Source organism: Vibrio sp. 10N.261.55.A7 (assembly GCF_002877365.1).
In the GTDB taxonomy this organism is placed as follows: Bacteria; Pseudomonadota; Gammaproteobacteria; order Enterobacterales; family Vibrionaceae; genus Vibrio.
In genome coordinates, this window is sequence record NZ_MCWZ01000296.1 from 12,926 (window position 1) to 39,866 (window position 26,941).

The following is a 26,941-nucleotide window of genomic DNA, read 5'->3' on the forward strand; positions in this document are numbered from 1 at the left end:
TGTTGCCTCCTAGGGACAAGCTAAATGGGCTGATGGTGTTGCAACGATTTATTCTAATACGTCGATATCGGAACCAGAGCCTACAGCGATAAATACCGTTCGTTGACAGGTGCCTTCATCGCCACAACCACTGAACCAAACAAATAGATTTGTTGCGCCCTGATCAGGAAAAAATTGAGAAAACTTCAATCATTGAATTAAATACTCAAATAATTTCAATAATGAACGTTAGACATATAAAGCTTACATAGCTTAAATAAAGTCACTAAATACGAGTTTAGACATGTTAGATTGAGAAGAATATCGAAACATTTTGAATTTTAAATTCAATATATTTGAACAAGAGAATGACATGCACAGTTCCATAACCATAGACGCATTAAGAGCGCTAGATGCAATCGATAAAAAGGGAAGCTTTGCTGCCGCAGCTGAGTCTTTGTATAAGGTTCCATCAACATTAACTTACACCGTCAAAAAGCTAGAAGAAGAAATGGGCGTTGCTTTATTTGATCGTAGCGGGCAACGAGCAATACTCACACCCGCAGGTCAACTTGTCTTGGAACACGGCAGAGAAATTCTATTGGCGACAAGTCGGTTATTTGATTCCGTGCAGCAATTAGAAAGTGGCTGGGAAAGTGAAATAAGAGTGGCGAGAGATACAGTGATAAATTCTCAACGCCTCTTTGATGTGCTTGAAGATTTCAACAAGCTAGACCACAAGGTAAATGTCAGCTTGGGCGTGGAAGTACTCGGTGGAGGTTGGGATGCGTTGCATAGTCGACGAGCTGACATTGTCATTGGAGCAACCGGCGAATTGCCTAAAGGAATGTTTAAAACCCACAAGATTGGGTGTCTATCTTTTGTATTTGCCGTTTCACCATCCCACCCTCTAGCGGATCACAATGGTGTGCTTGAAGCAAATACGCTCAGTGAATACCCCGCGATCGTGGTCTCAGATACCTCTCAAGCCCTACCGGTGAGAAACAGCGGTTTATTTGATAGTAAAAGAGTGATACGTGTTAACTCAATGGAAGCAAAATTGGAAGCACAAGCTAAAGGGCTGGGAGTGGGCTATTTGCCTATTCATATGGCGGCACCTTATATAAAGAGCGGGGAGTTGGTTGAAAAACAATGTGAAATTCCACGGCCTGATCAAGATCTTTTTATAGCGTGGCATAAGGATCAAGAAGGTAAAGCATTCGACTGGTTTATAAAAAAACTGTGTTCATTGGAGTGGGGATTATAATTAAATTGTGACAGCTACAAAGGGTAAAAAATAATTCAACGTGGGCGTGTTCAAATGAGAAATATACTCAAATTGGCAATGGCATCTGCTATGTAATGAACCCAATGCTGAGAGCCAATTTCAGACGACTCCCCTTTGCGCATAATATGCACACAAAGGGGACAATTATTGCGAAATCAACGTTCACACTGACTTAGGCTATCTATCATCGCCATCAGTAGTAAATTGTATTGTTCTTTACCTGTGGCGAGGTCCGCGCCGAGCGGATCCATGGTGCCAATGGTTTTTACTGTCGAGTTTTCAAACACACTATTGACTAGCTCAGGGTTATACTGAGGTTCAGTAAAAACACATGTTACGCCTAACTCTTTCACCGTTTGGCGAATTTCTGAAATACGCGCAGGGCTCGGTTTAGACGCATCTGAGATAGAAATTGCGCCCGTTGCCTGTAATTGGAAACGTTGTTCAAAATATTGGTAAGCATCATGGAACACAATAAACTTCACATCTTTCAAGCCCTTGGCTTGCTGTTCAATGTTACTTGAAAGCTTGTGTAAACGACGAATTGTCGCTTTGGCATTTTCCTGATATGTCTGTGCGTTTTCTCTGTCTTCAGCAGCCAATGTTTCAGCAATCATATTCACCCAAACTTCTGCATTTTTAGGGTCGAGCCATACATGTGGGTCATGTCCATCATGATGGTGGTTATGTTCCTCGCCGTGATCATGGTGCCCTTCTTCATCATGGTGTTCGTGTTTGTCATCATGCTCATCGTGCTTGTCATCATGATCGCCATGAGCTTCTTCTTTATGGTGGTCTTTTTTGTCATCATGATGATCGTGAGCTTCGAAGGTTGCACCTTCTCTAAAATCATAAAGAGTCGTCCCCTCTACTTCCATCATTTCTATTTGAGTCGCTGACCCCGCTAGACTAGATAGCGGTTTTTCAAGCCAAGGTGTCAAACCTTCACCAATCCAAAAGACAATGTCTGCTTCTGAGAGTGACTTTGCTTCTGAAGGGCGCAGATTGTATGCATGCGGTGACATTTCAGGGCGAATCAGCAAATCGGGCTCACCGACTCCATCCATAACTTGTGCGACAAGAGAGTGTAATGGTGCGATATCCACTGCTACCTTTGGTGAATCTGCATAGCTGTGTGACGTCATCACCAAACTGATGACCATTCCTGATAAAGCTTTCTTAAGCATTGTTGTCTCCTAATAGTGATCGTGTAATACGAACAAAACACGAAAGTTGGCAAGTTCATTTGTTATGTTATAACATACCTTACCATTGGAGCGTATTGAAAATTGAATGATTCTCATTCTTCGCTTGCCGTAACAACACAAACATGAGCTGCTCGATGCTAATTTCATCCCATGCGCTGTCGGTTAAATTCGGCAACCACCTAATACTTGACCGAGTCAATATCTCAGTAAGCCAAGGCGAGATAGTCACCATCGTCGGCCCAAACGGGTCTGGAAAATCGACACTGTTGAAAACACTCATTGGTGCAATCGAACCTATGAGTGGTCACATTGAACGCGCCAAAGGTTTGAAGGTTGGTTACGTGCCACAACGCCTGCATGTCGACGAAGCCCTGCCAATGACCGTGTTTCGATTTTTAACGCTTCCATTACGACGCTCAAAGGACGCGGTTCGACTGGCTCTGCTTCAGGCGGGCGTTGCTGGCGTAGAAAAACAGCAATTAAACGCCCTATCAGGCGGTCAGCTTCAACGCGTTCTGCTAGCTCGCGCCTTGTTAGAAGAGCCTATGGTTTTACTATTTGATGAAGCAACACAGGGGCTAGACCAACGCGGAACCGTCGATTTCTATCAACACATAGACTCAATCAGAAAAGAAACAGGGTGCGCCGTCATCATGGTCAGCCATGACCTACATGTGGTGATGAAGCGGACAGACCGAGTCATTTGCTTAAATGGGCAAATCTGTTGCGAAGGCGCGCCAGAAAAAGTCAGTGCATCACCAGAATACAAAGCACTATTCGGCCTAGACGATAACGATATTTTAGGCGTATATCGCCACCGCACACCTTCAAACGATTTTAAAGGGAGCGCACTTAATGCTGGATGATTTCCTCTGGCGAGCGGTGTTGGCTGGCATCGGCGTGACTTTGGCGGCGGCCCCTCTTGGGTGCTTTATCGTTTGGCGACGCATGGCGTACTTTGGGGACGCGACTGCGCATGCCTCCATGTTAGGCGTCGCGCTGTCCCTCGCCTTTTCACTTCCCATCTTTCCTAGTGTTCTGTTTATCGCGCTGATTATGGCGATTACAGTCTCTAAGTTCAGCGGGCGTGGTTACGCAATGGACACCTTACTTGGCGTCATGGCACATTCCGCGTTGGCGATTGGCCTTGTTGCCGTGTCTTTTTTGTCAGGCGTGCGCCTTGATCTCATGGCTTATTTGTTCGGTGACATTCTCGCGGTGAGCAAAATGGACCTGCTCATTATCTGGATAGGTACATTGCTTGTTATTGGGCTAATCAGGTTTCGTTGGTCTGGCTTATTGCTATCCACACTCGACAAAGACTTAGCGTTGGCCAGTAATTTCTCTCCTAAACGTGAACAACTCATTCTCACCATTGCGCTTGCCATCGTCGTCGCCGTTGCCATCAAAGTCGTGGGCGTATTATTGATAGTCGCCATGCTCATCATTCCTGCGGCAACCGCTCGCCCGTTCAGCCAAACACCTGAAATGATGGTTATCCTTGCCGCCGTGATCGGCACGAGTTCGAGTATCTTGGGGCTTCGCGCCTCCTATCTACTCGACACACCGACTGGCCCAACAATGGTTTGCATTGCCACCGGATTGTTCATCACATCTAGCGTGATATGGAAAATAAAGACTAAGTGCAGCCAAGACTTGGATAGGAGAATTGGGTAAATGATAGGTAATGGAAACACAACACTAAGGCACGTTCGTAGCACTTTTGAATGGTTCCGTATTGCACCATTCGGACTATCACGTTTGGGTCAATGTCGTTGATATGAGTAATGTTGTTGATATGAGCAATGCTGTTGATATAGATAGTGTTAAAGCCATCATTGAGCATGTCGAAAAGAAGTGCACTGCCCGTGGCAAGCAATTAACGCCGAAGCGAAAGTTGGTTTTAGAAGCACTTATTCATGCTGACAAGGCGCTCTCTGCCTATGACTTAGTGGACTATTGCATGCAGCACTTTTCGCAGAATGTGCCAGCGATGTCTGTCTACCGTATTTTGGAATTTCTCGAAAACGAGCATTTTGCCCACAAGCTGAAGGTATCAAACAAATACATTGTTTGTTCTCACATCTTATGTGAACACGAGCATGGCATCCCTCAATTTCTGATCTGCTCTAAATGCAACAAAATCAGCGAACAAATGATCGACCCGAAAATGATTACCGGACTTAAATCGCATGCAAAACAACAGGGCTTCACCATTGTTAGCCCACAACTTGAGATTAATTGTGTATGCGATGAATGCGCAAACTCGGTTAGCTGGCCAGAATTGTAAAAACCAAATTTTATATAAATTTCACTACAACAGACCTAACCACAGATTTCACCAGAAAGGAGCACCCGAATCACTATGTCAGCAACACTCATTAAACATGCGCGCGTGGTAAACGAAGGGATCATTACAGAAACAGATGTACGAATTGTCGGTCAGCGAATTGACACCATAGGCATCGATATAACACCAGAAGGTGATGATGAGGTCATTGATGCTAAAGGGCGCTATTTAATTCCTGGGATGACCGACGATCAAGTGCATTTCAGAGAGCCAGGCTTAACACATAAAGGGTCGATTGCCACTGAATCTCGCGCAGCGGTGGCAGGCGGTATCACAAGCTACATGGAAATGCCGAATGTCAGTCCAGCAACGACGACAATAGCAGCACTCGAGCGGAAATTTGCCATTGCTGAAGAGAGGTCATTGGCTAACTACTCGTTCTACCTCGGCGCGACTGAAGACAATCTAGACCAAATTAGATTGCTCGACCCAACAAAACACTGCGGCGTGAAGGTGTTTATGGGCGCTTCAACCGGTGATTTACTGGTTGAAGATCCACAAGCTTTGGATGCGATATTCCGTGACGCACCAGTACTGATTGTTACTCATTGTGAAAGTGGCTCGATCATCGCTCAAAACAAAGAGAAGCTGCTACTCGAAAAGCCAGATTTCACCATTGAGGATCACCCCACCCTACGAGATAACGAAGCCTGTTATGCCTCATCGTCTTACGCGGTGGAATTGGCGAAAAAACACGGCAGCCAACTTCACGTTTTGCATATCACCACAGAAAGAGAGCTCGCCTTGTTTGAGTCGGGCCCAATTCAAAATAAGAATATTACCGCAGAAGCATGCGTTCACCATCTTTGGTACACAAACGATGACTATGCAGCACACGGAAACCTAATCAAATGCAACCCTGCAATAAAATACTCGAGTGATCGTGATGCACTGCTAAAAGCGCTGAGTACTGGCCAAATCGATATCATCGCAACCGATCATGCGCCTCACACTTGGGTAGAAAAACAGGTTCCTTATGATCAAGCGCCAGCAGGATTGCCGTTGGTACAACATGCACTTCTCAGCTTATTCGACCAAGTCAAAAATGGGCACATGACAATGACTCAAGTGGTTGAGAAAACCGCGCACAATCCGGCCATTCGTTACGGTGTTAAAGAGCGAGGTTTTATTCGAGAAGGTTACTACGCTGATTTGGTCTTGGTCGACACAGAGACACCAACAACCGTCACCAATGAAAACAGCTTGTATCAATGTGGTTGGTCACCATTTTCTGGACACCAGTTCTCAGCACAGATCCAAAATACTTGGGTAAACGGTGGCTTGGCATATAGTGATAAGACTATCACTCAACCATCACAGCGAGCCATGCGACTGTCATTTGAACGATAAATATCGACCACCGTTGGAAGCGCACAATTAGATATTGTTGCACGCCATTATAAAAAAAGATTGAGTAAGCCTGTCGTCATTTCAGTGCCTTATTTAGGAATCGTATTTAAGCACCGACTTAGGTTCTTTCACTAGGCACTTTTCTTGGTGGACTTGCTTCGAAATAAGAGAAATCAATATGTTAAGAACAAATCGAGCGGGCCATGTATCGCGCTTGTTAAACGCAGATTGTCTAGCGCCGATCGAGGTTATCTACGGCAGAGTAATCAATCAAGACTGTGTCGTGAATGATTCCCTCTCTAGAGTTTCGCCAGACTACTCTGTGTTTAGGAAGTCTGAGTTTTCACAGTCAGTCGCATCCGCCAATCAGGCTCTTGTCCAGACTGAAAGGAGAATCGTTAATGAACACTAATACTCCCCCAGTCATCGGTGTTCCCACCAACATTATTACTGGCTTTCTAGGTGTTGGAAAAACCTCAGCAATTCTTAACCTACTGGCAAGCAAACCGAGTAACGAACGCTGGGCAGTATTGGTGAATGAATTTGGTGAAATTGGTGTCGATGGCAGTCTAGTACAAGGACAGCAGCGTGCCGTTCAACAGAGCACAGAAGGTCAAAACATAGAGCAACAAGTCTTTGTTCGAGAAGTCCCCGGTGGCTGCATGTGCTGCGCTGCGGGTTTACCGATGCAAATTGCACTTAACCAGTTGCTATCTGAAGCGAAACCAGACCGACTATTGATTGAGCCAACCGGACTTGGTCACCCGAAAGAGGTGTTGCAGGTACTCTCATCTGAGCACTATCGTCAGGTGTTGTCATTGCAAAAGAACATCACATTAGTCGATGCACGTAAACTGTCTGACTCTCGTTATACAGATCATGCAACGTTCAACCAACAAATAGCGATTGCTGACACCGTGGTGGGCAATAAGCTCGATTTATACAAAGAAAGCGACTCCGACAAACTTAAAGCTTACGTGGAAAACATAGGGCGACCAAACACCAAAGTGATATTTGCAGAGCATGGGGTCATCCCTTTCAAGGAGTTCGAGGGGGAAACAACCATTCACGAACACCCTCCGCATCATCATCACCATGCCAGAGACAGGCCACTCGTTTCTGAGATGCCAATGCCAGAAAACGGCATGTTAAAAGCAACAAACTCAGGCGAAGGGTATCACAGTGTGGGGTGGCGATTCTCTCCAGAGAAAATATTTGATCGGCAAAAACTCATCGTACTGTTAGTAGAGCTGAACGTTGAGCGCATGAAAGCCGTGTTTATTACCACAAACGGCATTTTCGGCTACAACCTCACGCCAGATGGTTTAACAGAAATGGAGCTAGACGACTGCTTTGAAAGCCGTATTGAACTTATTTCTGACACCATTGATGAGACGTTTGAAGCGCAGCTATTAACCTGCCTGCAGGAGTAATGAAAATTGACCATTCTAAAATCAATGCGTCACCACTTACTCCGCGCAGCCAGATTGCAAAATAAGCGCTTATGGCTACCACTGCTTGCCGTCTTTTTTGTTACTTCAGCGCAAGCTCACCCTCACTCTTGGATAGAAATGAAAACGCACATCCAAGGTGAGAATGGAATGATCATCGGTTTTAAAATGGAGTGGTCTTTTGACGCAATGACCTCAGCGTACGTGCTTGATGGCAAGGATATTTCGCCTGAAAATGAGCAAGAAACGTTTCAAGAATTAGCGTCATCCATGCTGTCAAATATGCTGTACGAGCATTACTTTACGTACTTCTATGATGACGACACACCGATTAAATACCGTGTCGCTCATAGCGAGAAACTTACACGTGACAAGGCGAGATTGGTACTCAGTTTTGAACTCCCCCTGTCAAAACCAATGCCAGTGACAAGAGAATCGTTACGCCTGTTAATTTTTGAGCCAAGTTACTATGTCGATATGACTTGGAAATCGGTCAACGACATCGTTTTATCCACCGATCTTGCTCGCCAATGTCAGCTGGATCTGACCCAGCCCAATCCAACCGCAGAGCAAATGAGCTATGCCATGGCATTACCTGCCGATGCTGACCCTGATAATGCGCTAGGGCAATTGTTCAGCCAAACCATCAGCATTCACTGCGCAGTAATATAGACTGCAGGTTAACCATTTACCTCTTTAAGAAAAAATTATGAAACGACATCCATCACCTACAGAACCTTCGCATCAAGGAGGATTTATGCTCTCCCGCCGTCATTACGTTAGCGCCATTGTGATGGTTGCCTTCGTTTTTTGCTTGTATCAATTGTGGCTAATGTGGCCATCGATCGTGGTATCAAGTATTCAATGGCAGCGCGAAGTGAACACCCAACTGGCTGATCTATTATACGAAGCGAAAACAAATCCACTGATCGCAGGAAGCTACCTGATTGGGTTCAGTTTTCTGTATGGCGCGCTCCACTCATTGGGGCCCGGTCATGGCAAAGTCATTGTCACCACTTATCTCGCGACCCATCCAGCCAAGATAAAAACCAGCCTTATGCTGACCGTTATTTCTGCCTTGTGTCAGGCTCTCGTTGCCATTCTTCTCGTGAGTGTGCTGGTTTGGGGGTTCAACGCATCGATGCGAGTGGTCAACCAACAAGCTACCGTCTTTCTGTCTTTAAGCTTTGCGTTAGTGAGCATTCTGGGTGCATTAATTTGTTGGAAAGCGATTAAGCAACTCTATCTGGCCATGCGCCCTACCAAACTGCGGATACTGAACGCTTTACCGCTAAGCGGAGCCCAGGCCATTAAAAAAGAATCCGCTGCGATGAAATCAGCCATTCATACGCCCACGTCTTCGCTCTTGCACAAACCCATCATCGGTCAAGCAAGTCATGCCCATGGCACAGATTGCGGGTGCGGCCATCAACATGTTGCCGACGCTGACGCGGTGAATAAGGCGTCAACCTATCGGGAATACATGGGGATTATTGCCTCCATTGGGGCTAGACCTTGTAGTGGTGCAATCATGGTACTGCTTTTTGCCAATATCGCTGAGCTTTACTGGATGGGCGTTGCAAGTGCAATTGTCATGGCAATTGGCACCGCTATGACGACCTCATTGATTGCTTTAATGACGTTAACGGGCAAGTTTATTGTGCAGCGCTATCTCATATTGGAAAAGAACAGCCATTCAAAGAGATGGAAATTGACGAGCTATGGGATTCAGCTACTTGGCGGCCTCTTTCTGATTCTGGTCGGCATGATATTAATGAGTGGACAAAGCTACGGCGTATCACCGATGTTCTCGGTCTAAATATGGCCGCTTTGGAAGTGAACTATCGCGAGCAGCTATTGCTATCGCATCTTGATACGCCTGTCAGCCAGTAAGACACTCTATAGCGGTTTCTCGCAAACCGCAGATAACACCAGTCAGCAAAAGGCTTAATCAGAGGCCAACGAAGCGGCGCATAAAGCCAACCTTTGCCCACTAAATCCCATGCTTTATACGTGACATCCAGACCAAGTACCAATTGACCGGTGTTATCGATGGCATGCAGCACGGTATTGGCCGCGTCAGCGTTTATTTGAGGATACTGAGCAAATTCATCACTGTAGATATCGACGAGCTTAATACGGCCTTTCTTATCTTGTTTTTGTAATGCCGCCATCTCTTTTGAACAAAGAGGACAGGTACCGTCATAAAAAATCGTTAAGTCGTTCATTCCAATTCTCTTTTGCTAATATTTGATTCGATATCTCTATGAGTACGCAATGTAACCCCCATCAGATCACTTTATAAGATGCATTTTATAAATGATCAACTCAAACATTCTTCGTTCCATTTAGACGCTGCATCCGTGTTTGCTCTCGCATAAACAATGCCTGTTAAGGAAGCGCATTAACACGATAAATCGATGCACTCTGACGAGCCAATTTCCACGTTGAAATGATTAAGTTGTGAGATGAAACTGCAAGACCCTAAAGTTATCGCATTATTGAACTGGCAAGCACTAAACCATGAACTATTGTCAAATAGTCAACGGTTTAAAGGTTTCGGTTATGTCCCATATTTTTCATCGCCACTGCCACTCATCACTGCCGACTATTTCCCATGGTCGAGGTGCTTACCTGTACGACTCTCGGGGTAAAAAGTACCTCGATGCCTGTGGTGGGGCTGCAGTCTCTAACTTGGGGCACAATAACGCTCAAGTAAAGCAAGCCATTCAACGTCAATTGGATGATCTACCGTACGCACACACAGGGTTCTTTACCAGCCAAGTAGCGGAAGATCTCGCGACAAAACTCGCGGACATCGCGCCTGACCCACTGAATCATGTTTACATGACGAGCGGCGGTTCTGAAGCGGTCGAAGCGGCATTGAAAATGGCTCGGCAATATTTCCTTGAACAAGGAAGGCATACTAAAACCCAGTTCATCGCCCGTCACCAAAGCTACCACGGCAACACACTGGGTGCTTTATCAGTCGGTGGGAATCACTGGCGTCGGGAACCCTTCAAAGCGATCATGCCCTCGTCCCACCATATTAACCCTTGCTACCCATATCGTTTCCAGAAGAGTGGCGAAAGTGATGAAGCGTACGCACAACGAGCGGCCTCTGAACTCGAGGCTTCCATTCTCAGCATCGGGGCTGACAATGTCATGGCCTTTATCGCCGAACCGATTGTCGGCGCGACATCAGGCGCTGTTGTTCCTACCACGGGGTATTTCTCTCAAATACGTAACATTTGTGACAAGTATGATGTTCTGCTCATTCTAGATGAGGTGATGTGTGGCGTAGGGCGAAGTGGTCGATTTTTCGCTTTCGAATACGAAAACATCATTCCAGACATTGTCACTATGGCGAAAGGCCTTGGCGCGGGTTATCAACCGATTGGCGCAACGCTAGTCAGTAGCAACATTTACAACACCATCGCTCAAGGAAGCGGTTTTTTCCAACATGGTCACACCTTCATGGGTCATCCGTTGGCCTGCGCGGCCAGTCTTGCCACCATCAAATACATCCAAGAAAACGATTTAACCGATAGAGTGGCCCAGCTGGGCACCGGCTTACAAACCAAGCTGAACCACAGCTTAGGCCACCGTGACTACGTAGGTGAAATACGAGGCAGGGGGCTCTTTATTGGCATCGAACTTGTTGAAGATAAACGCACAAAACACGCTCACTCTCCGTCGCTTCAACTCGCGAAAAAAATAAAATCTACCGCGATGGATGAAGGTCTTATGGTCTACCCAATGGCTGGCACAATCGATGGTACGGCGGGAAATCACATTCTTCTCGCCCCTCCATTTATCATCGACGAAAGCCAGTCAGACGAGATAGTCGACAAGCTCAACGCCACACTGCAAAAAGTGATGCGCCACCTAAAAGAGAGTGAGCATTAATGGCAAAATCGATTGGAATCATTGTCGCGCCCAATGGTGCGACAAAATCTCAAACCGTTCACGCTGCCTTGCCGATTACCCCATTGGAAATCGCAGATACAGTCGAAGCCTGTCTTCATCAAGGGACGGCAATGGTGCATCTCCACTCAAGAGATTCGCAAGGCAAGCACTCACTCGAAATAGAAGATAACCTGACAACCTATCACACCGTGAAAGAGCGTGTCGGCGACAAAATTCTTGTCCAGCTAACCACTGAAGCGGTGGGGCAATATTCTCCCGAACAACAAATGTCACTCATCAAGGCGATCAAACCGGAAGCGGCTTCTTTCGCGATAAAGGAACTCATTCCAGACCGTCGCTCACACGACTCCGCCAGAGCCTTTTTCCATTGGGTCGATGAACATTCCATCATTCCACAATACATCGTTTACTCGCCTACTGACCTTAAACGTTACCTAGATCTCATAGAAAATCAGATACTTCCAAAGCAAAACCACCATGTTTTGCTAGTCTTAGGTAGATATAACAAGCAATTGCAATCAAGCCCCACAGACCTGTTGCCATTTGTTCCCTATTTACAAGAACTTACATGTCGTTGGGCAGTATGTGCCTTTGGTTCACAAGAACTTCAATGCTTGACGACCGCAGCTCTATTTGGAGGCGATGTTCGCATAGGCTTTGAAAACAATCACTTAGACACATTCGAACAACCTGCAATCAGCAATGAACACCAAGTAAAAAAACTGAAAGAGTTAATAACTCAGCTCAACATTGGAACCTATGACGCACAGGCATACAGACAAAGAATCATTCAATGCTCGACGATGCAAAGCGTTACTCAACTCACCGAGAATAAGGAAATACCATGAAGCGACTCAAGTCACTTGTCACCGCAACAACCGCAACACTACTCATTGGTGCAGCAAGCACAGCGGTAGCTGAAGAAAGATTTGTCACCATTGGCACAGGCGGCGTCACTGGCGTGTACTACCCTACTGGTGGCGCGATTTGTCGATTAGTCAACAAAGCTCGCAGTGAACACGGAATCCGCTGCTCAGTAGAAAGTACTGGCGGCTCAATCTACAACATCAACACCATTCGCGCTGGCGAGCTTGATCTAGGAATCGCTCAGTCAGACTGGCAATATCACGCGTACAACGGCAGTAGCAAGTTTGAAGATAAAGGGGCATTTAAAGAACTGCGCGCCGTGTTCTCTGTTCACCCAGAACCATTTACGGTCGTGGCACGAGCAGATTCAGGGATTAAAACCTTTGAAGACCTCAAAGGGAAGCGCGTCAATATTGGTAACCCAGGATCAGGTCAACGCGGCACCATGGAAGTATTGATGGCAGAGTATGGTTGGACTAACAGCGACTTTAAACTGGTTTCAGAACTCAAAGCGTCTGAGCAGTCTAAAGCACTGTGTGATAACAAAATTGATGCCATGATCTACACCGTGGGTCACCCAAGTGGCGCAATCAAAGAAGCCACGACATCTTGTGAGAGTGTGATTGTGTCAGTTGCGGGCACGCAAGTCGACAAGCTGGTTTCAGACAACAGCTTCTACCGCGTGGCTAGCGTACCAGGTGGCATGTACCGAGGGAATGACGACGACACAGCAACATTTGGTGTTGGTGCAACCTTTGTTTCTTCAACGGAAGTGCCTGAAGATGTGGTTTACAACATAGTAAAAGCGGTCTTTGAGAACTTTGATGGCTTTACCCGCCTACACCCAGCTTTCGCCAATTTAAAGAAAGAAGAGATGGCAAAAGACGGCCTATCTGCACCATTGCATGCGGGTGCTGAGAAGTACTATCGTGAGGTTGGGTTAATAAAGTAACCCCTGTAGAACATCAACAACAGCGCTTACCTCGGTAGGCGCTTTTTGTATGTGCTTTATCAAACCTTAACAGTTCAACAGTTCAACAGTTCAACAGTTCAAATACCACAAAACCACATTCTCGGGCGCGAGGTCGGAGATAATTCCACACTCTTTATGTCACGTCTTGCGCAGCAATTTATTTTCCAACAATTTTTGAGCACGTTCTTCCAGACGCTCGAACTATAAGTCTGGAATTTCCGCTGATTTGCCTAACTAACCACCTAAAAAGTGGTCAAACTCAATTTATTTCATTACATATTATGAATGAGATGGCGAATTGTTCTCATTTATGTAATAAAGTGAAACAATTATTAATAAAAATAATTATTAAAGCATATGCATTCACTAAAAGAATACAAAAGGTAGCAAAGTTCATCATGGAAAAATCATTTATAGCAAGGCAACCCATTGTTAATAGAGATAAAAATTTGGTTGGCTATGAGCTTCTATTCCGCGAGGGAAAAGATAATGCATTTCCGAACATTGACCCTGACTTAGCAACATCCAAAGTCTTAACTAGCGTGTACTTCAATAGCGATAGCTACGAACGTGTACTGCAAGATAAGTTAGGGTTCGTTAATTTCCCATACAACAGTGTTGTTAGGCTCATCCCTTCACTATTGCCCAAGCGTAAGATAGTCGTTGAGGTACTGGAAACTTGCGAACCTACTGACGAGCTTCTTTGCGCTCTAAAAGAACTCAAAGGCCTTGGCTACAAAATTGCGCTTGATGATTTTATGCCAACGCCCGCTTGGAGAAGGTTTCTGCCCTTTGTTGATATCATCAAATTCGACATCACTCAGGTCCCCTTAGATAAAACAGCCAACTTGATTAAGAAGCTGAGTCATAAAATTTCATTCGTCGCTGAGCGAGTAGAATCACGTGAAGATTTTTTGAAATGCAAAGAGATAGGGTTTCACTATTTTCAAGGCTATCACTTTGCGAAACCAGAATTGGTTCAACAAAAAGCGATCAGCGCCTCTCAGTTGTCTATTCTAAAACTGTGCCAAGAGGTAGCGAAAGAAGAACTGGATATCAAACGCTTAGAGAGCCTATTTGCCTCGGATGTTGCGCTCTCCTTCAAGCTCTTTCGTTATGTGAACTCGTCTAATTTAAGCGTCGAAATTCGATCATTTCGACAAGCACTTGTCTATTTAGGCGCAGACAAAATTCGGTTGTTTGTATCACTCATCGCTCTTTCGGCTGACAAAAGCACCGAACCTAAACCCATTTACCTCATGGCAATCCAAAGAGCCTATTTTTGCTCTCTGATCGCCGAACACTTGAAGCTAGGCCGCACAGACGCCTACCTCGTTGGCCTTTTTTCGCTGCTAGATGCCATGTTTAAAGTCAGCTTTGAGACCATTTTTGCTTCAATCAAGATAAGCCCTGCCGTCCAAAGCGCCATCATAGAGCGAGAAGGAGTGCTGGGAAACATGCTGAGCTTAGTCATCGCCTATGAAAAAGCGGAATGGCCATTGATTACCCGATTAAACAAAGAGTTAGAAATCTGCCCGCAGATATCCAGTGAATGCTTTACTGAATCCTTAAACTGGGGAAAACCAAAAAGCAAAGCCAAAGAACTCGCATGATTTCCGTGACGATTGTTTTCGTTACCTTTTAGTATGGCCAGAATAACTATGGTACTGCCGCCAGATTCACCACCAATCGGTGAACAAGTAAGAGTCGAACCATCGACAGCTAACGATGATAGGAAAGAGACAGTAAGCGAAGATTTCAAGCCGTGCTGAGATTGGATATGACTGAATGCCAATGAAGCAGTGATGACGCTAATTGAAGTACACAAACAAATCTAGAACGGGCAAGGAGAGCACAAGATAAAGCGGACCGTCTACTAGTTGAGTGTAAGCTTGCACTCAACTCAACAAGACGCATCACGTTCACAGCGCAGAGCGGGCTTGTTCAACTCATATTTGGATAAAACCTAGTTGCAAACCCGCAGTAATTATGAAATTTAGGGTAAGTACTTCTAAGGTAAATTATTCAGAACACCTACGAACCAGTGGCTAGTTTTATTCATCCACTACACATTATCTAGCCTTTCCTAGTTTCGTGAGTCGGGCGCCGTTTCATTAATAGCGCCCTTGAACTATGAATTTAGCCATAAGCTTAAGTTATAAATATTTTGTATAGTCTTTAGTGGCGATGTACTCATCGTTGTTTGTATGCTCCGACTCTATACCCAAATCCTTTTGCATGTGCTTGCTTAATGATCCGTCTATGAACTGACTTTCAGATGACGATTTTGTGCCTTTAATGCTATTAAACAGCACCTTAATAGTTCTTAGGATGACCTTGTTTTTAGGGCTTAATATCCATTCCATCGTTTCACCTTTCATTTCTCTCATTCATTTGTCATTATTATGAAAAGGCGAAGACAAATTAGCCAACAACCATTACTAACAGGATGTATAAGTAGAAGTTATGGACAATCGTTTGCGACATTTACCAAGTTTACGGTACTTTGAAGCCGCAGCGCGGCTCAGCAGCTATAGCAAAGCGGCAGAAGAGTTGTTTGTCAGCCAAGCCGCGGTGAGTCAACAAATAAGGCAACTTGAAGAGCAGTTAGCGTGCAAACTCTTCATTCGCAAAGGGCGAGAAATGGCACTGACCGATAAAGGGCGCACGTTGCTCACCCATGTCTCTCGTGGCTTTAGCAGTATTTTGAGTGGCCTGAATCAGATTCAATCCGAGCCATTAGAGGGTGTATTGGTTGTTGGCAGCCCACCTTCATTTGCTTCGCGTTGGCTCTTGCCTAGGTTATGGAAATTCACCGTGAGGCATCCTGAGATTCCAATCAAAGTGCTCACAAGATGCGATGTGCCCAATTTAAAGCGTGGGGAAATTGATATCGCGATAGTACAAGGTGACGATCTGTGTATCGAAGATGGGCTGACTCAAGAAGTGCTGATCAATGAACCCGTTTATCCCTACTGCTCACCAAACCTTGCTGAGTCCATGAAATTCAGTCACCCGGAAGACTTACTCAGATGTTGGCTGATCTATTTTGACAGCGGCTGTTTCCCTTGGGAGTCGTGGTTTCATCAAGCGAATGTTTCCATGGAAGCGAACTCAATTCAATGGGTGGAAGTGGGTACGTTTGATATGGGGCTAAATACGGTGATGGCTGGGCATGGTGTGTGTTTGGCCACCGACAGTTTGGCTGGAGACCTCATTGACCGAGGTCTTTTGGTTAAACCATTTGATATCGGCATGACACCCGGCGTGCAAGTTAACCTATGCGTTGACCCGAGTTCGCCAAGAAGAGAGCGCATTAAAGCTTTTAGCGAATGGCTCCACGAGGAAGTCTCCGTGGAGTGTGATTCATAAGGTAACATCCTGTATGGGATTTCTCATACTCCACCATGGCTTGTTGACTCAATGCGCCTCAACAATCGTTGCTCTAGAGTTGGGGTAGGTTCCTGCTTTTCTTCGCTTTATTTTGCTTAGTTTAGCTTTTCTTTACCTACCCTCTCCTTTCCTCTCACTCTACACAATCAATAGTTTACAACGCGTTGAGATAAGATTTTAAGGCTTTTAATCTCACAGTGGCACCACCAATAATGTCCATAAAGCCAAGCATGGCGTGTGGTTTCGATGCTGAAATCCAGGCAGACCCCGTTGCGCCTATTGGAATGTTGTATCCTTCTGGCTCTGTAAACTCAATCACAACGGTTCGACCATGTGTCCCAGCATTTTGAGCAACATGCTGCGTGACGTTTTGCGTGCCGTTTTGCACAGAAACCATCGCCTCACCCGTTCCCGTCGTTAAGCTGTGGACTTTGCCTCTAAACACTTCCCCAGGGTGTGAATTGACATAAAATTCAGCAAATTGACCCACTTCAATGTATCGATACGTTTGATCGCTCACACGCATCTCAAGGAATTTTCTTTCGTTATCAAACAGGTGCATGTTACCGGTTCGTGTACCTTTCGCGATGTTCACGATGCCGACCTTACCATCGAATGGCGCGGTAATAATGTTGAGATCATTTAGCCACTCATTTTCCGCTATCTGAGAGTTGATAGAGCTCATTTCAGCCTTTAAGCCAGACAACTCAGCATAACCCTGTTGAATTTTGGTATGAAGATTGTCTCGATCCGCTTGGCTGCTGTATTCATCTAACGCCGTTAATCGCTGAAAATTCTTCTCATCGATATCGACTTGCAGCTGAGTGGCTTTAATATCATGCTTTGTGGCGTCGAGTTGTGCATTCAAACTCTTTATTTGCTCGACATTATCCGTTGCCTCTAGCGTATAAAGGCGTTCCCCTTTCTTGACCTCTTGATTGTGTTTGACGTAAATATCTTTGACTTTCTGACCCGCCAAAGGGCTCAAAACTGCATGTGGGGCTTTGACAGTGCTGCTGTCAGTTAAATCCACCGGTGCCCAAAATCGACTCGCGGTAAAGAGCGTCGTGGCAATGAACAATCCTAAGCTGATGCTAAGTGTCGCATTTCGCATATTCCATTTGATCACCCCAGCTTTAACAAGGATCCAAACAATAAAAATATAGGGAAGCATTATCTCTTTCATCATTTACTCCTTATCACTGTTCATATTTTGATTGTGTACACCGTTACTGATCACTCGGCTTAATGCATTTCCCACCACGTCCCATCGAGTAAAGGCAATGATAATGGCCAGAACCCACCACACTTTGTTGATCAATAAGCCACATAAAGACAGTGCAAAAACTAATGTCGTATGGGCACTGTTTTTGTGTTCACTTTCATGAACGGCAATTTCATGCAATTGCCAAAGCAAATAGGAAACATAAGCAAAAATCCCAAGCGTAACGACAAAGATAATCCCCATAAAAATCTCAGAATTAAGTAGGTTGATTATCGTTGGATTTCCGCCTGTGAACTCACTTGCATCCATCTCTTTGCCGTGGATATTGGATAACGATGAGAAGAACAACACACCGCTCGCGGCCATGGATAAAAATAGGCAGGCTTTCAATAAGATTCGCGCAATCGTCTTAAACATACTGTTGACCTTATAACGTTAGAATGAGTACGAAGTACCAATGAAGTGCACTTGGCCAGTAAAGTGGCCATCTAGGTTTTTCACAATGCCACTTTGACTGATATCCATTTCACCGAAATCGGCGTATTGATAGTAAATATCCCACTGACTGTCACTCCACGCGGTTAGCAGCAATGAGCACTGAATAGGTGTTGGAATTGGTATAGTGTTGTTTGTGGTAGACATGACAGCCCTCGAATAACAAGTCGTGATAGCTTAAAAACAAACTAAACGCGATCCTTGCCGATGTTCTCGTGCTATCTGTTAGGCCAAATTTATCAAAAATAAATTATCTGAAATAATGCATTTAATCTATTTCAGATATGTGTTCAACGCATAACACTGAAGTTGCTATCAGGGGTTACGAATAACTGATGATAGTGATTCGTCGTTGAGCAATTGCTGCATATTGCCCAGTTACGTCGGCGGCCTAATACAGCGCCCCTGCATTCTCTATTCGTAATGGTTTACGCATTGTCTTCTCTAAGCAAAAATGGCCTAGCTAAAACCCGTAGCCCCTTATCTGGCAGAAAAAGGCAAGAGCTGCCATAGGTATTAAAAAGAAATGCCAAATTGAACGATCTATTATAGAACCATCAACTTCATCGCAATCGTGGGAAATGAACACGTGAGTACGCCCATCTTAACGGCGGTACAGGGGCAAAGTGGTATTGGGCTCTTTCATCGTTCAACTGCGCAGTTCGTGTAGTAGAAAATCAATCAATACTTTCACGCGTTGAGGCAAATACTTGGGTTGCTGATAGATAAGGTACTTACTCAAACGTGGCAATTCAGTGTCACTTTCTAATTCTTGTAAGCTGCCGTCTTTTAATTGGGATTCGCAAATAGAGCGTGGTAATAAAGCCGCACCAGTGCCGAGTAAACAAAGCGCTAATGATTGACTCATCTCGTCCGTTTTAATACTCGGTTTTACGCTAGCAAATGGGCACAAAGCAAGAGGGTCATGCAACACCAAATCATTCCAATTTTCAATAGGTAAGTTCAGAGACATCCATTTCTTTGTCGCCACGAGAATCATATCCGTGGCGTCCAACTCCCTTGCGACTAAATCTGTACTCACAGGACTTTTACCGCGAATAGCAATATCCACTCTATTTGCCGCTAAATCGAGTACTTGGTCACTGAGCAACATTTCAATCGTAATATCAGGGTATTTTTTCTGGAAGGTCGTCAGAGCTTCTAGAAAATGTTGATTAGGCAGGGTGACTGGCAGCGCTAAACGTATTTCTCCTTGCAGTTTCTCACCAAGCGAAAGCGCCGCGTCGGCATCTTCAAAGGCACTTAACGCCTGTTGGCAAGCCTCTAAGTAGTGTTGACCTTCCTCCGTTAGCGACACATTACGGTTGTTACGCTGAAACAAGCGCACGCCCAATTGCTTTTCAAGCTCTCTAACGCGAGCACTGACGGTGGCTCTAGGAAGATCAAGCTGCCTAGCCGCGGCTGAAAAATTCAGATGCTGCGCCACGATTACAAACGTCTTAAAGGGAGAAAGCAGATTCATTGTCAAAAATTTTTATACACGGTGACTCAATCCTACCATATAGCTAGCCAATAACATTCTCTATAAGCTGACCATCAATCACAAAACAAAGAGATCTTCGTTATGAAACAACTGCATAAATCTATGTTATTACTGGCTATTAGTGCGTATTCGACACATGGCTACAGCCAACAACTTGATATGAAATGGCTGGGTGGCCCGACTTTATTGATTGAGTTTGGTGGTATTCAACTGCTTACCGACCCAATGCTTGGACAAGGGGAAAGTGCCTATCGAATGGCCGATCCTAACGAAGACTTTGACCTTACAAAAGGGCCAACAGTAAAAGACCATGCACGAATTGGGGCGCTACCTCCGTTCAATCAAGAAGAGATTGATGCCGTCCTCATTAGCCACACTCATGAAGACCATTTTGACCAAGTCGCGCAAAACACACTGCCGAAAACCCTTTCATTTATCTCTCCGAAAAGCGATACGCTGCTAATGAAAAGGCTTGGTTTTAACAACAATACACCTTTAGGTTGGGGGCAAAGCTGGGCAATCAATGAAGGGGATTATCATATTAAAGTCACCGCCATTCCGGCTTATCACACAGAGAACCACGCGCTAGAAGAAGCGCTAGGGCACGGCAATGGCTACTGGTTTGAATTCACTTATAAAGACTGGTCGCGTTCAGCTTACTGGATGGGGGATTCATTCTTAACGCCTGAGTTACTCACCGTGTTAAACAACTATGATGCGCCTCACCTCTTTATTCCACACGTTGGGCGAGTGGGCACTACCGGACCACTCGGGCAAATATCCATGGGCGCAGATGATGTCATTGATGCCATTAAGCAACTAAAACCCAAACGTACTTTGCCGATTCATCATTCAACCTATGCACTCTACCTTGAGCCGATCAGTGTTTTAGTTGATAAAGCGCAGGTGCATGACGTTGCCGTTGATGCCATTGCAGAAGGCAGTTGGATAAGTTACAGATAATTCGACTTCGTAGGTGGGCCTAATCGTGGCCCATTTGATAAGGAGTGAGAAGCCACAAGGCAAGACTTGAGCCCGTCATTTCCGTTAGTAAGTTCAAACAAGCAACCTAAGACATTAGTTTCAGGCTTTAGAAATGGTCAACTTGCTTCGCAAACCTACCAAACACTCAATGTAATAGCGGCAATGAACTCAGCAACCATGGATAAGTTTAACCTGATAAACGTGAAGGAAGTCAAATTAATAACTGACATGCCCACATCGTGTTCTTTAAAACACACATTGCCAGAAGCTTTCTACACATCGCAACGTGCCTTTAGTTCGCATAATGAAACCACTTAAGCAACACAGCTTAAACAGATGTTAATCAGAAAACTTTATAAGGAATGTTCCCATGAAACTATCAAAAATTGCATTGAGCGTATTAACGGCCTCACTTTCTTCAGGTGCCTTTGCCGCGACCAACGCAGATATTGTTTTCCTGAGTAAAAATATTTATACAGGTAACCCTGATATGCCATTAGCACAATCAATGGCAGTCACTGGCGATACCATTACATGTGTCAGTGAAACTGATTCATGTAAAAGCTTAGCGGCTGAAAACACAAAAATTATTGATAATGGCAAAAGCACTATCATGGCAAGTTTTTCTGACTCGCACATGCATACACGTCTGTTTGGTCAAACCAATGGCGTAATGCTTAACCTATTCGAACTAAACGGTCAAAGCACAGAAGTCATCGAAAAAGCGATTGCAGATTATGCGGCAACACTAGGCCCAGACGAGTGGGTAATCGGTGGTGGTTTTTCTTATAATAATTTCGCAGAACCGACTAAAGAACGTTTAGACGAATTAGTCGGCGGTCGCCCTGCGCTTATCTCAGATAACACTCAACATAATGGTTGGTATTCAAGTAAAGCATTAGACATTCTTGGTGTTGATGAAAACTGGGAAATTCCAAAAGGTGGTTACATGCCGCTGGGTGAAGATGGTAAACCAACCGGACACCTACGTGAAAAAGCGCATTTATCAACGGGGTTTGTTGAACAACACAAATTATACTCATTTGAAAAACAAGAAGAATCAATCAAAATCGCAGCACGATTGATGAACGAAGCGGGTGTAACCTCAGCATTAGAAGCAGCTGGCGGCTCAAAAGAAGGTTCAGATGACGTTTACGTTCGTCTGGCTAAAAAAGGAGAGCTTAACCTGCGTCATGAAGTAACGGGTGTTTTCTGGGGTGGTCACGGCGATCCTGTACAAGATAAAGCGATGATAGCGCAGTTAGTTGAGCGTCGCGCAGTCGTTGAAAAAGCGATGGGTGGCGATTCACACGACTACTTAACCATGAACACTGTAAAATTTGCGATTGATGGTACACCGGGTGCATACGCACACATGGAAGAACCTTATGTTGATGGTTCACATCCAGGCATGAACTACAGCACTGAAAACCTAGGTTGGATTTTTGATCAACTGACTGAAAAAGGGTTCCGCTTAATGTTACATGTTGAAGGTGATGCTGCGATGCGTAAATCACTGGATGCGTTAGATTATGCCGATGAAACAGGTGAAAAATTAGACACGAATGTACGTCACATATTTACCCATATTGACCATGCAACACCAAACTTAATTGGGCGTATGAAACAACGAGGTATCACGGCACAACTGCAATATCATTGGGGTGATGCAAGTGATGAATATTACCAAACAGTGGTAAAAAATAACGTACAAGAATACATATTGGATAATGCCTTTAATATGCACGGCATGGTGGTTAATTCAGGTATTGAGTATGGTGCAGGTCCAGATTCACCAACTAGCCCAATCTACAAACCATTTGATGGTATTGAGATTGCCATTACACGCCAACCTTTAGGGCAAGCAAAAGGGGAAGTATTACCGGGTAAAGGTTTAACGTTAGACCAAGCACTTTACGGTTACACGCTAGGTAGCGTTAAAATCCTAAATAAAGAGCATATGTTAGGCTCTTTAGAAGAAGGTAAAAAAGCGGACATCATTGTATTAGACCGTGATATCCACCAGCAAGTGAAGAAAAACGTGCACAAGCTACATGAAACGACAGTGAACTACACATTCCTAGATGGCAACATCGTTCATCAAGCAAAATAAACCTTGTTCACAATCTCAAGCCCTAATAATTTAGGGCTTTTTTATTTTTTACTCGCCGACAAATAAACCGGCTCTACGCGCTTAAAGGACAAAGCAAGCTATACTTGGCAATATCATGTTTACAAACACCAATGAAATCTTTAGATCAGAAAAATCAATTTCAAAAGGGTTAACTTCGTTCTTATTTTGTCTTATTAAATTAGTTTAATGTACGCATTAATATACGTCGAAACACCGATAACCAAACCACTCAGTAATAGCTCGTTTGACCACGCGCCATTAAGCCAATAACTCACGATTAGCGCATAGGGTGCCTTCACTTTAGTTCACTTTAGTTCGCTTTAACTCACTTTACCAACATGGATGACGGCATCAAATTTACCTTCTAAACTTGATTAAAACCCCCATGACTAGAAAGACCAACAATCAACACGCCAAATTCACACGTTAATTAAATAATTAAAAATCAACAAGTTAGAATATCAACACTCTTATTCTTTGACTGGTATAAATGTCAAAAAATAACCTAGACAACACTTCATGGTTCACTAAATTACATAATTTACGAATGACTAGTAACGTCGGGACTTCCTAACCAATTGCATAACTCCATCTATGCAGTAAATGATATACAACAAACGGACTGACCTCACAATAGATACAATAAGCGTTAAAATTAATCAATTCGCGGTCACATTACGATCAATATCGACTTGTATTACAATACTACAGCGACTAGTTTTTACCCGACCCTACGGAAACATCCAGTTACATAATGGATCTAATTATAATGTTTTATGGAGTAAGACAATGAAAAAAATAGCGCTAAGTATCCTTACCTCTTCTATCCTTTTTGCTTGCAATGTGACTGCGAAAACACTCACTCTTGGACATGCAATGTCATTAGAAAGTGCCGCTCACCAAGGTATGGTGATCATGGCCGATAAAGTTAAGGAAAAATCAAATGGCGACCTTACCATTAAGATTTTTCCAAACGGTCAGCTCGGCTCTGAACGAGATCAAGCTGAGCAAGTGGTTACCGGTGCGATTGATATGGCGAAAATTAATGGAGGGCTAGCAGAATCATTTGAACCAACTTTTAAAGTTAACGCCCTACCTTTCTTATTCCGTGATGTTCCACACATGAGAAAGTTCATGAGAAGTGAAGCCGCACAAGAGATGCTAGTGACCAGTGAAGGCAAAGGTTTCATTGGCCTTACTTTTTATGATTCAGGTACACGTAGCTTCTACGCAAAAAAAGCGATCAACTCACCTGCTGATCTCGCGGGTATGAAAGTTCGTGTTCCAGGCTCTCCTACGATGATGGAAATGGTGAACTTATTAGGTGGGAAGGCGACTCCGGTGCCATTCAATGAGGTTTACACTGCACTGCAACAAGGCGTCATTGACGGTGCCGAAAATAACATTTCTAGCTTAGTTGAAATGAAACACAGTGAAGTCGCGAAATTCTACTCGATGGATCAGCACATGATGACACCTGATGTGATCATCATTTCAGAAAATAAGTGGAACTCATTAACAGCAGAAGAGCAAAAAATCTTGAAACAAGCGGCCGCAGAGTCTCTTGAAGAACAGATCAAAATCTGGGACGCAACTGATGAGATGAACAAAGCGAAAGGAATTGAAGAAGGTGTCACGTTTGTAGATGTTGATAAAGCCCCTTTCCGCGCCGCTGTTAAACCTATGATTGACGAAGCGAAACAAGATCCTAAACTCGCTCCATTCATTGAAAAAATTGAAGCGCTTTAGTTTGTATTAGTAAAAATAGGGTTTTGCCTTGGCGGTGCTGAGGCAAAATTACTTGAGGTATGACTCCATGTTAGCAACTTTCAGAAACCTACTTGATAGGTTGATTCTTTTTGTCTCTTCGTTTGCATTAATGCTACTTGTCGTAACGGTCACTTGGCAGGTCTTTAGCCGCTATGTGTTGAATGACCCAAGTAACTGGACTGATGAACTTGCTCGTTATGCGATGGTATGGCTTGGCTTATTAGGTGCCAGTTACTTATTCGGTATTAAAGGACATTTAGCAATAACGTTATTGGATGGCTACCTTAAGGGAAAAGCACATTTAGCATTACATTTACTCATCAATGTCATCTCGGGCGCATTTGTCTCTCTAGCAATGCTTAAAGGTGGCATGGCTCTAATGGGAAGAACCACACAACAACTATCGCCAGCATTGCAACTACCGATGTCGACCGTTTATTCAATATTGCCTATTTCAGCCGTTATTATTCTCATTTATTTGGCAATGAATACTATTGATCTTTTTTGTGAACCTAACAAAAAGCAAGTTTAAAAGGACTTTAAATTATGGATTTGTCCATTGGCGTTTGGCTGTTAGGCCTATTTATATTCATGATTGCGATGAGCGTGCCCATTGCAATTGCTATTGCAATGTCATCTTTGACGATCATGTACTTCATTCTACCGTTCGAAGTTGCAAGTATTACGGCCGGCCAAAAAATAATCACCGGTATTGATAGTTTTAGTTTGTTAGCCATCCCTTTCTTTATCCTCGCCGGGAATATAATGAATGTGGGTGGTATCGCGAGTCGCCTTATCAACCTTGCAAAGCTCTTGGTTGGTTGGATTCCTGGATCGCTTTTTCATGTGAACATTTTTGCCAATATGATGTTTGGTGCCGTTTCTGGTTCGGCCGTTGCTGCCGCAGCTGCCGTTGGTAAAACCTTGGGGCCTGAGTTAGAGAAAGATGGTTATGACAAGAACTTAGCAACAGCGGTCAACGTTGCCTCTTGCCCAGCAGGCTTGTTGATACCGCCAAGTAACTCGCTAATCGTATTTTCAGTGGTATCGGGTGGAACATCCGTTGCTGCACTGTTTATCGCAGGCTATGTGCCCGGTATTTTAATGGGTTTGAGCTGTATGGTCGTTGCCTATTTCATCGCTAAAAAGAAGGGTTATAAAACCAGCGCCAATGACGGCTTCACCGCTAAAGATGTGCTGAATATTATTTGGCAAGCAACACCAAGCTTAGGGCTTATTTTTGTTGTGATTGGCGGTATTATTGGCGGTGTATTCACCGCAACAGAAGGTGCGTGTATCGCGGTTCTTTATTCTTTTACACTGTCTCTCTGTTACCGAACACTCAAGTGGTCGCACTTTCCAATAATCTGTAAAGAAACGGTTCAGGTCACTGGCATTATGCTGTTCTTGATTGGTGCTTCAACCATCATGTCATGGGCAATGGCCTTTACTGGGCTACCAACGATGATCAGTGATTGGATGCTGTCTATCTCAGATAATCCTATTATCATCTTTATTCTGATGAATCTGATTCTGCTGATTGTCGGTATGTTTATGGACCTTACGCCTGCCGTATTGATCTTTACCCCTATTTTCATGCCAATTGCTGAGCATTTGGGTATGCACCCTATTCACTTTGCAATGATGATTATATTTAACTTATGTATTGGTATAGCAACCCCACCGGTTGGCACGGCTTTATTCGTTGGTTGTAGTGTCAGCGGATCCAAAATTGAAAATGTAATTAGAAGTATTATGCCGTTTTGTGCCGTGTTGATTGTCACATTATTGGCTATCACTTTTATTCCAGAGATCAGCTTATTCTTGCCAAGAATGTTTGGTTTGATTCAATAAGTCATAAACTCCACACAAGTAAAGAGGCTTTACTTCCAGCTGAGTAAGGCCTCTTTTTTTGTCTCCACGCTTATCAAGCGCTTCTCCCTCGATTTCAGTCCCCCCCACGAGCCCCTGTTGCTTTTCTAATCATATTATACAAGTGCCACTTTCTATTTATTAGAAAGACTTCAAAATTTTGAATAT

At 44.2% G+C, this 26,941-nt stretch carries 25 protein-coding genes; 18 read left to right on the forward strand and 7 right to left on the reverse strand.

Annotated features, from left to right (window positions below; all coding sequences use genetic code 11):
• Positions 1–352 precede the first annotated feature (352 nt).
• Positions 353–1,246 (forward strand): LysR substrate-binding domain-containing protein, encoded by an 894-nt coding sequence (locus tag BCU12_RS16155; protein WP_102405290.1) that lies wholly within the window; start codon positions 353–355, stop codon positions 1,244–1,246.
• Positions 1,247–1,422: 176 nt separating this feature from the next.
• Here BCU12_RS16155 and BCU12_RS16160 read toward each other — a convergent pair whose 3' ends face one another.
• Positions 1,423–2,454, reverse strand: coding sequence for a zinc ABC transporter substrate-binding protein (locus BCU12_RS16160; RefSeq protein ID WP_102405291.1), 1,032 nt, complete (start codon positions 2,452–2,454; stop codon positions 1,423–1,425).
• Between the two features lie 155 nt (positions 2,455–2,609).
• Between BCU12_RS16160 and BCU12_RS16165 the strand changes: the two genes are divergently transcribed.
• From BCU12_RS16165 to BCU12_RS16195, 7 genes are all read left to right on the forward strand, one after another.
• Positions 2,610–3,341 carry a metal ABC transporter ATP-binding protein gene (locus BCU12_RS16165; protein ID WP_102405292.1) on the forward strand — a complete coding sequence of 244 codons (732 nt, stop codon included), beginning with the start codon at positions 2,610–2,612 and terminating at the stop codon, positions 3,339–3,341.
• A complete protein-coding gene (locus tag BCU12_RS16170) occupies positions 3,331–4,152 on the forward strand; it encodes a metal ABC transporter permease (protein ID WP_102405293.1) in 822 nt (273 codons plus the stop codon). Before BCU12_RS16165 ends, BCU12_RS16170 begins: the two co-directional genes overlap by 11 nt.
• 139 nt (positions 4,153–4,291) lie before the next feature.
• On the forward strand, positions 4,292–4,765 hold the full coding sequence (locus BCU12_RS16175; RefSeq protein ID WP_102405312.1) for a transcriptional repressor: 474 nt from the start codon (positions 4,292–4,294) through the stop codon (positions 4,763–4,765).
• A 75-nt stretch (positions 4,766–4,840) separates the two neighbouring features.
• Complete coding sequence (locus tag BCU12_RS16180; protein ID WP_102405294.1) at positions 4,841–6,175, forward strand: dihydroorotase; 1,335 nt, start codon at positions 4,841–4,843, stop codon at positions 6,173–6,175.
• Between the two features lie 401 nt (positions 6,176–6,576).
• Positions 6,577–7,608: a GTP-binding protein gene (locus BCU12_RS16185; protein WP_102405295.1), complete on the forward strand. Its 1,032-nt coding sequence runs from the start codon at positions 6,577–6,579 to the stop codon at positions 7,606–7,608.
• Positions 7,609–7,614: 6 nt separating this feature from the next.
• A complete protein-coding gene (locus BCU12_RS16190) occupies positions 7,615–8,298 on the forward strand; it encodes a DUF1007 family protein (RefSeq protein WP_241909854.1) in 684 nt (227 codons plus the stop codon).
• A gap of 85 nt (positions 8,299–8,383) precedes the next feature.
• On the forward strand, positions 8,384–9,445 hold the full coding sequence (locus BCU12_RS16195) for a nickel/cobalt transporter (protein ID WP_241909855.1): 1,062 nt from the start codon (positions 8,384–8,386) through the stop codon (positions 9,443–9,445).
• 22 nt (positions 9,446–9,467) lie between these two features.
• On the opposite strand, the gene BCU12_RS16200 is transcribed toward BCU12_RS16195, so the two are convergent.
• Positions 9,468–9,854 (reverse strand): DUF393 domain-containing protein, encoded by a 387-nt coding sequence (locus BCU12_RS16200; RefSeq protein WP_102405298.1) that lies wholly within the window; start codon positions 9,852–9,854, stop codon positions 9,468–9,470.
• Between the two features lie 337 nt (positions 9,855–10,191).
• On the opposite strand from BCU12_RS16200, the gene BCU12_RS16205 reads away from it, so the two are divergent.
• The 4 genes from BCU12_RS16205 to BCU12_RS16220 all read left to right on the forward strand — a co-directional run bounded on the left by BCU12_RS16205 (position 10,192) and on the right by BCU12_RS16220 (position 15,009).
• Complete coding sequence (locus BCU12_RS16205; RefSeq protein ID WP_102405299.1) at positions 10,192–11,535, forward strand: aspartate aminotransferase family protein; 1,344 nt, start codon at positions 10,192–10,194, stop codon at positions 11,533–11,535.
• Positions 11,535–12,404: a 3-keto-5-aminohexanoate cleavage protein gene (locus tag BCU12_RS16210; RefSeq protein WP_102405300.1), complete on the forward strand. Its 870-nt coding sequence runs from the start codon at positions 11,535–11,537 to the stop codon at positions 12,402–12,404. The genes BCU12_RS16205 and BCU12_RS16210 overlap by 1 nt, the downstream gene beginning before the upstream one ends.
• Entirely contained in the window at positions 12,401–13,375 is a 975-nt protein-coding gene (locus BCU12_RS16215) for a TAXI family TRAP transporter solute-binding subunit (RefSeq protein ID WP_102405301.1), read from the forward strand. The genes BCU12_RS16210 and BCU12_RS16215 overlap by 4 nt, the downstream gene beginning before the upstream one ends.
• A 419-nt stretch (positions 13,376–13,794) precedes the next feature.
• Positions 13,795–15,009: an EAL domain-containing protein gene (locus tag BCU12_RS16220; RefSeq protein ID WP_198599351.1), complete on the forward strand. Its 1,215-nt coding sequence runs from the start codon at positions 13,795–13,797 to the stop codon at positions 15,007–15,009.
• A 543-nt stretch (positions 15,010–15,552) separates the two neighbouring features.
• Here the strand turns inward: BCU12_RS16220 and BCU12_RS16225 are convergent.
• Entirely contained in the window at positions 15,553–15,777 is a 225-nt protein-coding gene (locus tag BCU12_RS16225) for a hypothetical protein (RefSeq protein ID WP_102405303.1), read from the reverse strand.
• A gap of 85 nt (positions 15,778–15,862) precedes the next feature.
• Here BCU12_RS16225 and BCU12_RS16230 point away from each other — a divergent pair, with 85 nt between their 5' ends.
• Positions 15,863–16,768, forward strand: a complete 906-nt coding sequence (locus BCU12_RS16230) for a LysR substrate-binding domain-containing protein (RefSeq protein WP_102405304.1) — start codon at positions 15,863–15,865, stop codon at positions 16,766–16,768.
• 175 nt (positions 16,769–16,943) lie between these two features.
• On the opposite strand, the gene BCU12_RS16235 is transcribed toward BCU12_RS16230, so the two are convergent.
• The 4 genes from BCU12_RS16235 to BCU12_RS16250 form a co-directional block, all read right to left on the reverse strand.
• Positions 16,944–17,975, reverse strand: coding sequence for a biotin/lipoyl-binding protein (locus BCU12_RS16235; RefSeq protein ID WP_102405313.1), 1,032 nt, complete (start codon positions 17,973–17,975; stop codon positions 16,944–16,946).
• A gap of 3 nt (positions 17,976–17,978) precedes the next feature.
• On the reverse strand, positions 17,979–18,431 hold the full coding sequence (locus BCU12_RS16240; RefSeq protein ID WP_241909856.1) for a magnesium transporter: 453 nt from the start codon (positions 18,429–18,431) through the stop codon (positions 17,979–17,981).
• Positions 18,432–18,449: 18 nt separating this feature from the next.
• Positions 18,450–18,656 carry a hypothetical protein gene (locus BCU12_RS16245; protein ID WP_102405305.1) on the reverse strand — a complete coding sequence of 69 codons (207 nt, stop codon included), beginning with the start codon at positions 18,654–18,656 and terminating at the stop codon, positions 18,450–18,452.
• Positions 18,657–19,158: 502 nt separating this feature from the next.
• A complete protein-coding gene (locus tag BCU12_RS16250; protein WP_102405306.1) occupies positions 19,159–19,992 on the reverse strand; it encodes a LysR family transcriptional regulator in 834 nt (277 codons plus the stop codon).
• 102 nt (positions 19,993–20,094) lie between these two features.
• Here BCU12_RS16250 and BCU12_RS16255 point away from each other — a divergent pair, with 102 nt between their 5' ends.
• From BCU12_RS16255 to BCU12_RS16275, 5 genes are all read left to right on the forward strand, one after another.
• Entirely contained in the window at positions 20,095–20,976 is an 882-nt protein-coding gene (locus tag BCU12_RS16255; RefSeq protein WP_102405307.1) for an MBL fold metallo-hydrolase, read from the forward strand.
• Between the two features lie 391 nt (positions 20,977–21,367).
• Positions 21,368–23,110 (forward strand): amidohydrolase family protein, encoded by a 1,743-nt coding sequence (locus BCU12_RS16260; protein ID WP_102405308.1) that lies wholly within the window; start codon positions 21,368–21,370, stop codon positions 23,108–23,110.
• An 810-nt stretch (positions 23,111–23,920) separates the two neighbouring features.
• Positions 23,921–24,880, forward strand: coding sequence for a TRAP transporter substrate-binding protein (locus BCU12_RS16265; RefSeq protein WP_102405309.1), 960 nt, complete (start codon positions 23,921–23,923; stop codon positions 24,878–24,880).
• A gap of 67 nt (positions 24,881–24,947) precedes the next feature.
• Positions 24,948–25,433, forward strand: coding sequence for a TRAP transporter small permease (locus BCU12_RS16270; RefSeq protein WP_102405310.1), 486 nt, complete (start codon positions 24,948–24,950; stop codon positions 25,431–25,433).
• A gap of 14 nt (positions 25,434–25,447) precedes the next feature.
• Positions 25,448–26,755 (forward strand): TRAP transporter large permease, encoded by a 1,308-nt coding sequence (locus BCU12_RS16275; protein ID WP_102405311.1) that lies wholly within the window; start codon positions 25,448–25,450, stop codon positions 26,753–26,755.
• Positions 26,756–26,941 lie beyond the last annotated feature (186 nt).

Excerpts from the sequence above, each read along its gene's own strand:
- BCU12_RS16250 (WP_102405306.1), bottom strand. The coding sequence starts at position 19,992 with ATGAATCTGCTTTCTCCCTTTAAGACGTTTGTAATCGTGGCGCAGCAT.
- BCU12_RS16205 (WP_102405299.1), top strand. The coding sequence starts at position 10,192 with ATGTCCCATATTTTTCATCGCCACTGCCACTCATCACTGCCGACTATT.
- BCU12_RS16220 (WP_198599351.1), top strand. The coding sequence starts at position 13,795 with ATGGAAAAATCATTTATAGCAAGGCAACCCATTGTTAATAGAGATAAA.
- BCU12_RS16200 (WP_102405298.1), bottom strand. The coding sequence starts at position 9,854 with ATGAACGACTTAACGATTTTTTATGACGGTACCTGTCCTCTTTGTTCA.
- BCU12_RS16160 (WP_102405291.1), bottom strand. The coding sequence starts at position 2,454 with ATGCTTAAGAAAGCTTTATCAGGAATGGTCATCAGTTTGGTGATGACG.
- BCU12_RS16275 (WP_102405311.1), top strand. The coding sequence starts at position 25,448 with ATGGATTTGTCCATTGGCGTTTGGCTGTTAGGCCTATTTATATTCATG.
- BCU12_RS16255 (WP_102405307.1), top strand. The coding sequence starts at position 20,095 with ATGAAACAACTGCATAAATCTATGTTATTACTGGCTATTAGTGCGTAT.
- BCU12_RS16215 (WP_102405301.1), top strand. The coding sequence starts at position 12,401 with ATGAAGCGACTCAAGTCACTTGTCACCGCAACAACCGCAACACTACTC.
- BCU12_RS16260 (WP_102405308.1), top strand. The coding sequence starts at position 21,368 with ATGAAACTATCAAAAATTGCATTGAGCGTATTAACGGCCTCACTTTCT.
- BCU12_RS16180 (WP_102405294.1), top strand. The coding sequence starts at position 4,841 with ATGTCAGCAACACTCATTAAACATGCGCGCGTGGTAAACGAAGGGATC.
- BCU12_RS16265 (WP_102405309.1), top strand. The coding sequence starts at position 23,921 with ATGAAAAAAATAGCGCTAAGTATCCTTACCTCTTCTATCCTTTTTGCT.
- BCU12_RS16195 (WP_241909855.1), top strand. The coding sequence starts at position 8,384 with ATGCTCTCCCGCCGTCATTACGTTAGCGCCATTGTGATGGTTGCCTTC.
- BCU12_RS16185 (WP_102405295.1), top strand. The coding sequence starts at position 6,577 with ATGAACACTAATACTCCCCCAGTCATCGGTGTTCCCACCAACATTATT.
- BCU12_RS16240 (WP_241909856.1), bottom strand. The coding sequence starts at position 18,431 with ATGTTTAAGACGATTGCGCGAATCTTATTGAAAGCCTGCCTATTTTTA.
- BCU12_RS16170 (WP_102405293.1), top strand. The coding sequence starts at position 3,331 with ATGCTGGATGATTTCCTCTGGCGAGCGGTGTTGGCTGGCATCGGCGTG.
- BCU12_RS16225 (WP_102405303.1), bottom strand. The coding sequence starts at position 15,777 with ATGAAAGGTGAAACGATGGAATGGATATTAAGCCCTAAAAACAAGGTC.
- BCU12_RS16210 (WP_102405300.1), top strand. The coding sequence starts at position 11,535 with ATGGCAAAATCGATTGGAATCATTGTCGCGCCCAATGGTGCGACAAAA.
- BCU12_RS16235 (WP_102405313.1), bottom strand. The coding sequence starts at position 17,975 with ATGAAAGAGATAATGCTTCCCTATATTTTTATTGTTTGGATCCTTGTT.
- BCU12_RS16230 (WP_102405304.1), top strand. The coding sequence starts at position 15,863 with ATGGACAATCGTTTGCGACATTTACCAAGTTTACGGTACTTTGAAGCC.
- BCU12_RS16245 (WP_102405305.1), bottom strand. The coding sequence starts at position 18,656 with ATGTCTACCACAAACAACACTATACCAATTCCAACACCTATTCAGTGC.
- BCU12_RS16155 (WP_102405290.1), top strand. The coding sequence starts at position 353 with ATGCACAGTTCCATAACCATAGACGCATTAAGAGCGCTAGATGCAATC.
- BCU12_RS16165 (WP_102405292.1), top strand. The coding sequence starts at position 2,610 with ATGCTAATTTCATCCCATGCGCTGTCGGTTAAATTCGGCAACCACCTA.
- BCU12_RS16270 (WP_102405310.1), top strand. The coding sequence starts at position 24,948 with ATGTTAGCAACTTTCAGAAACCTACTTGATAGGTTGATTCTTTTTGTC.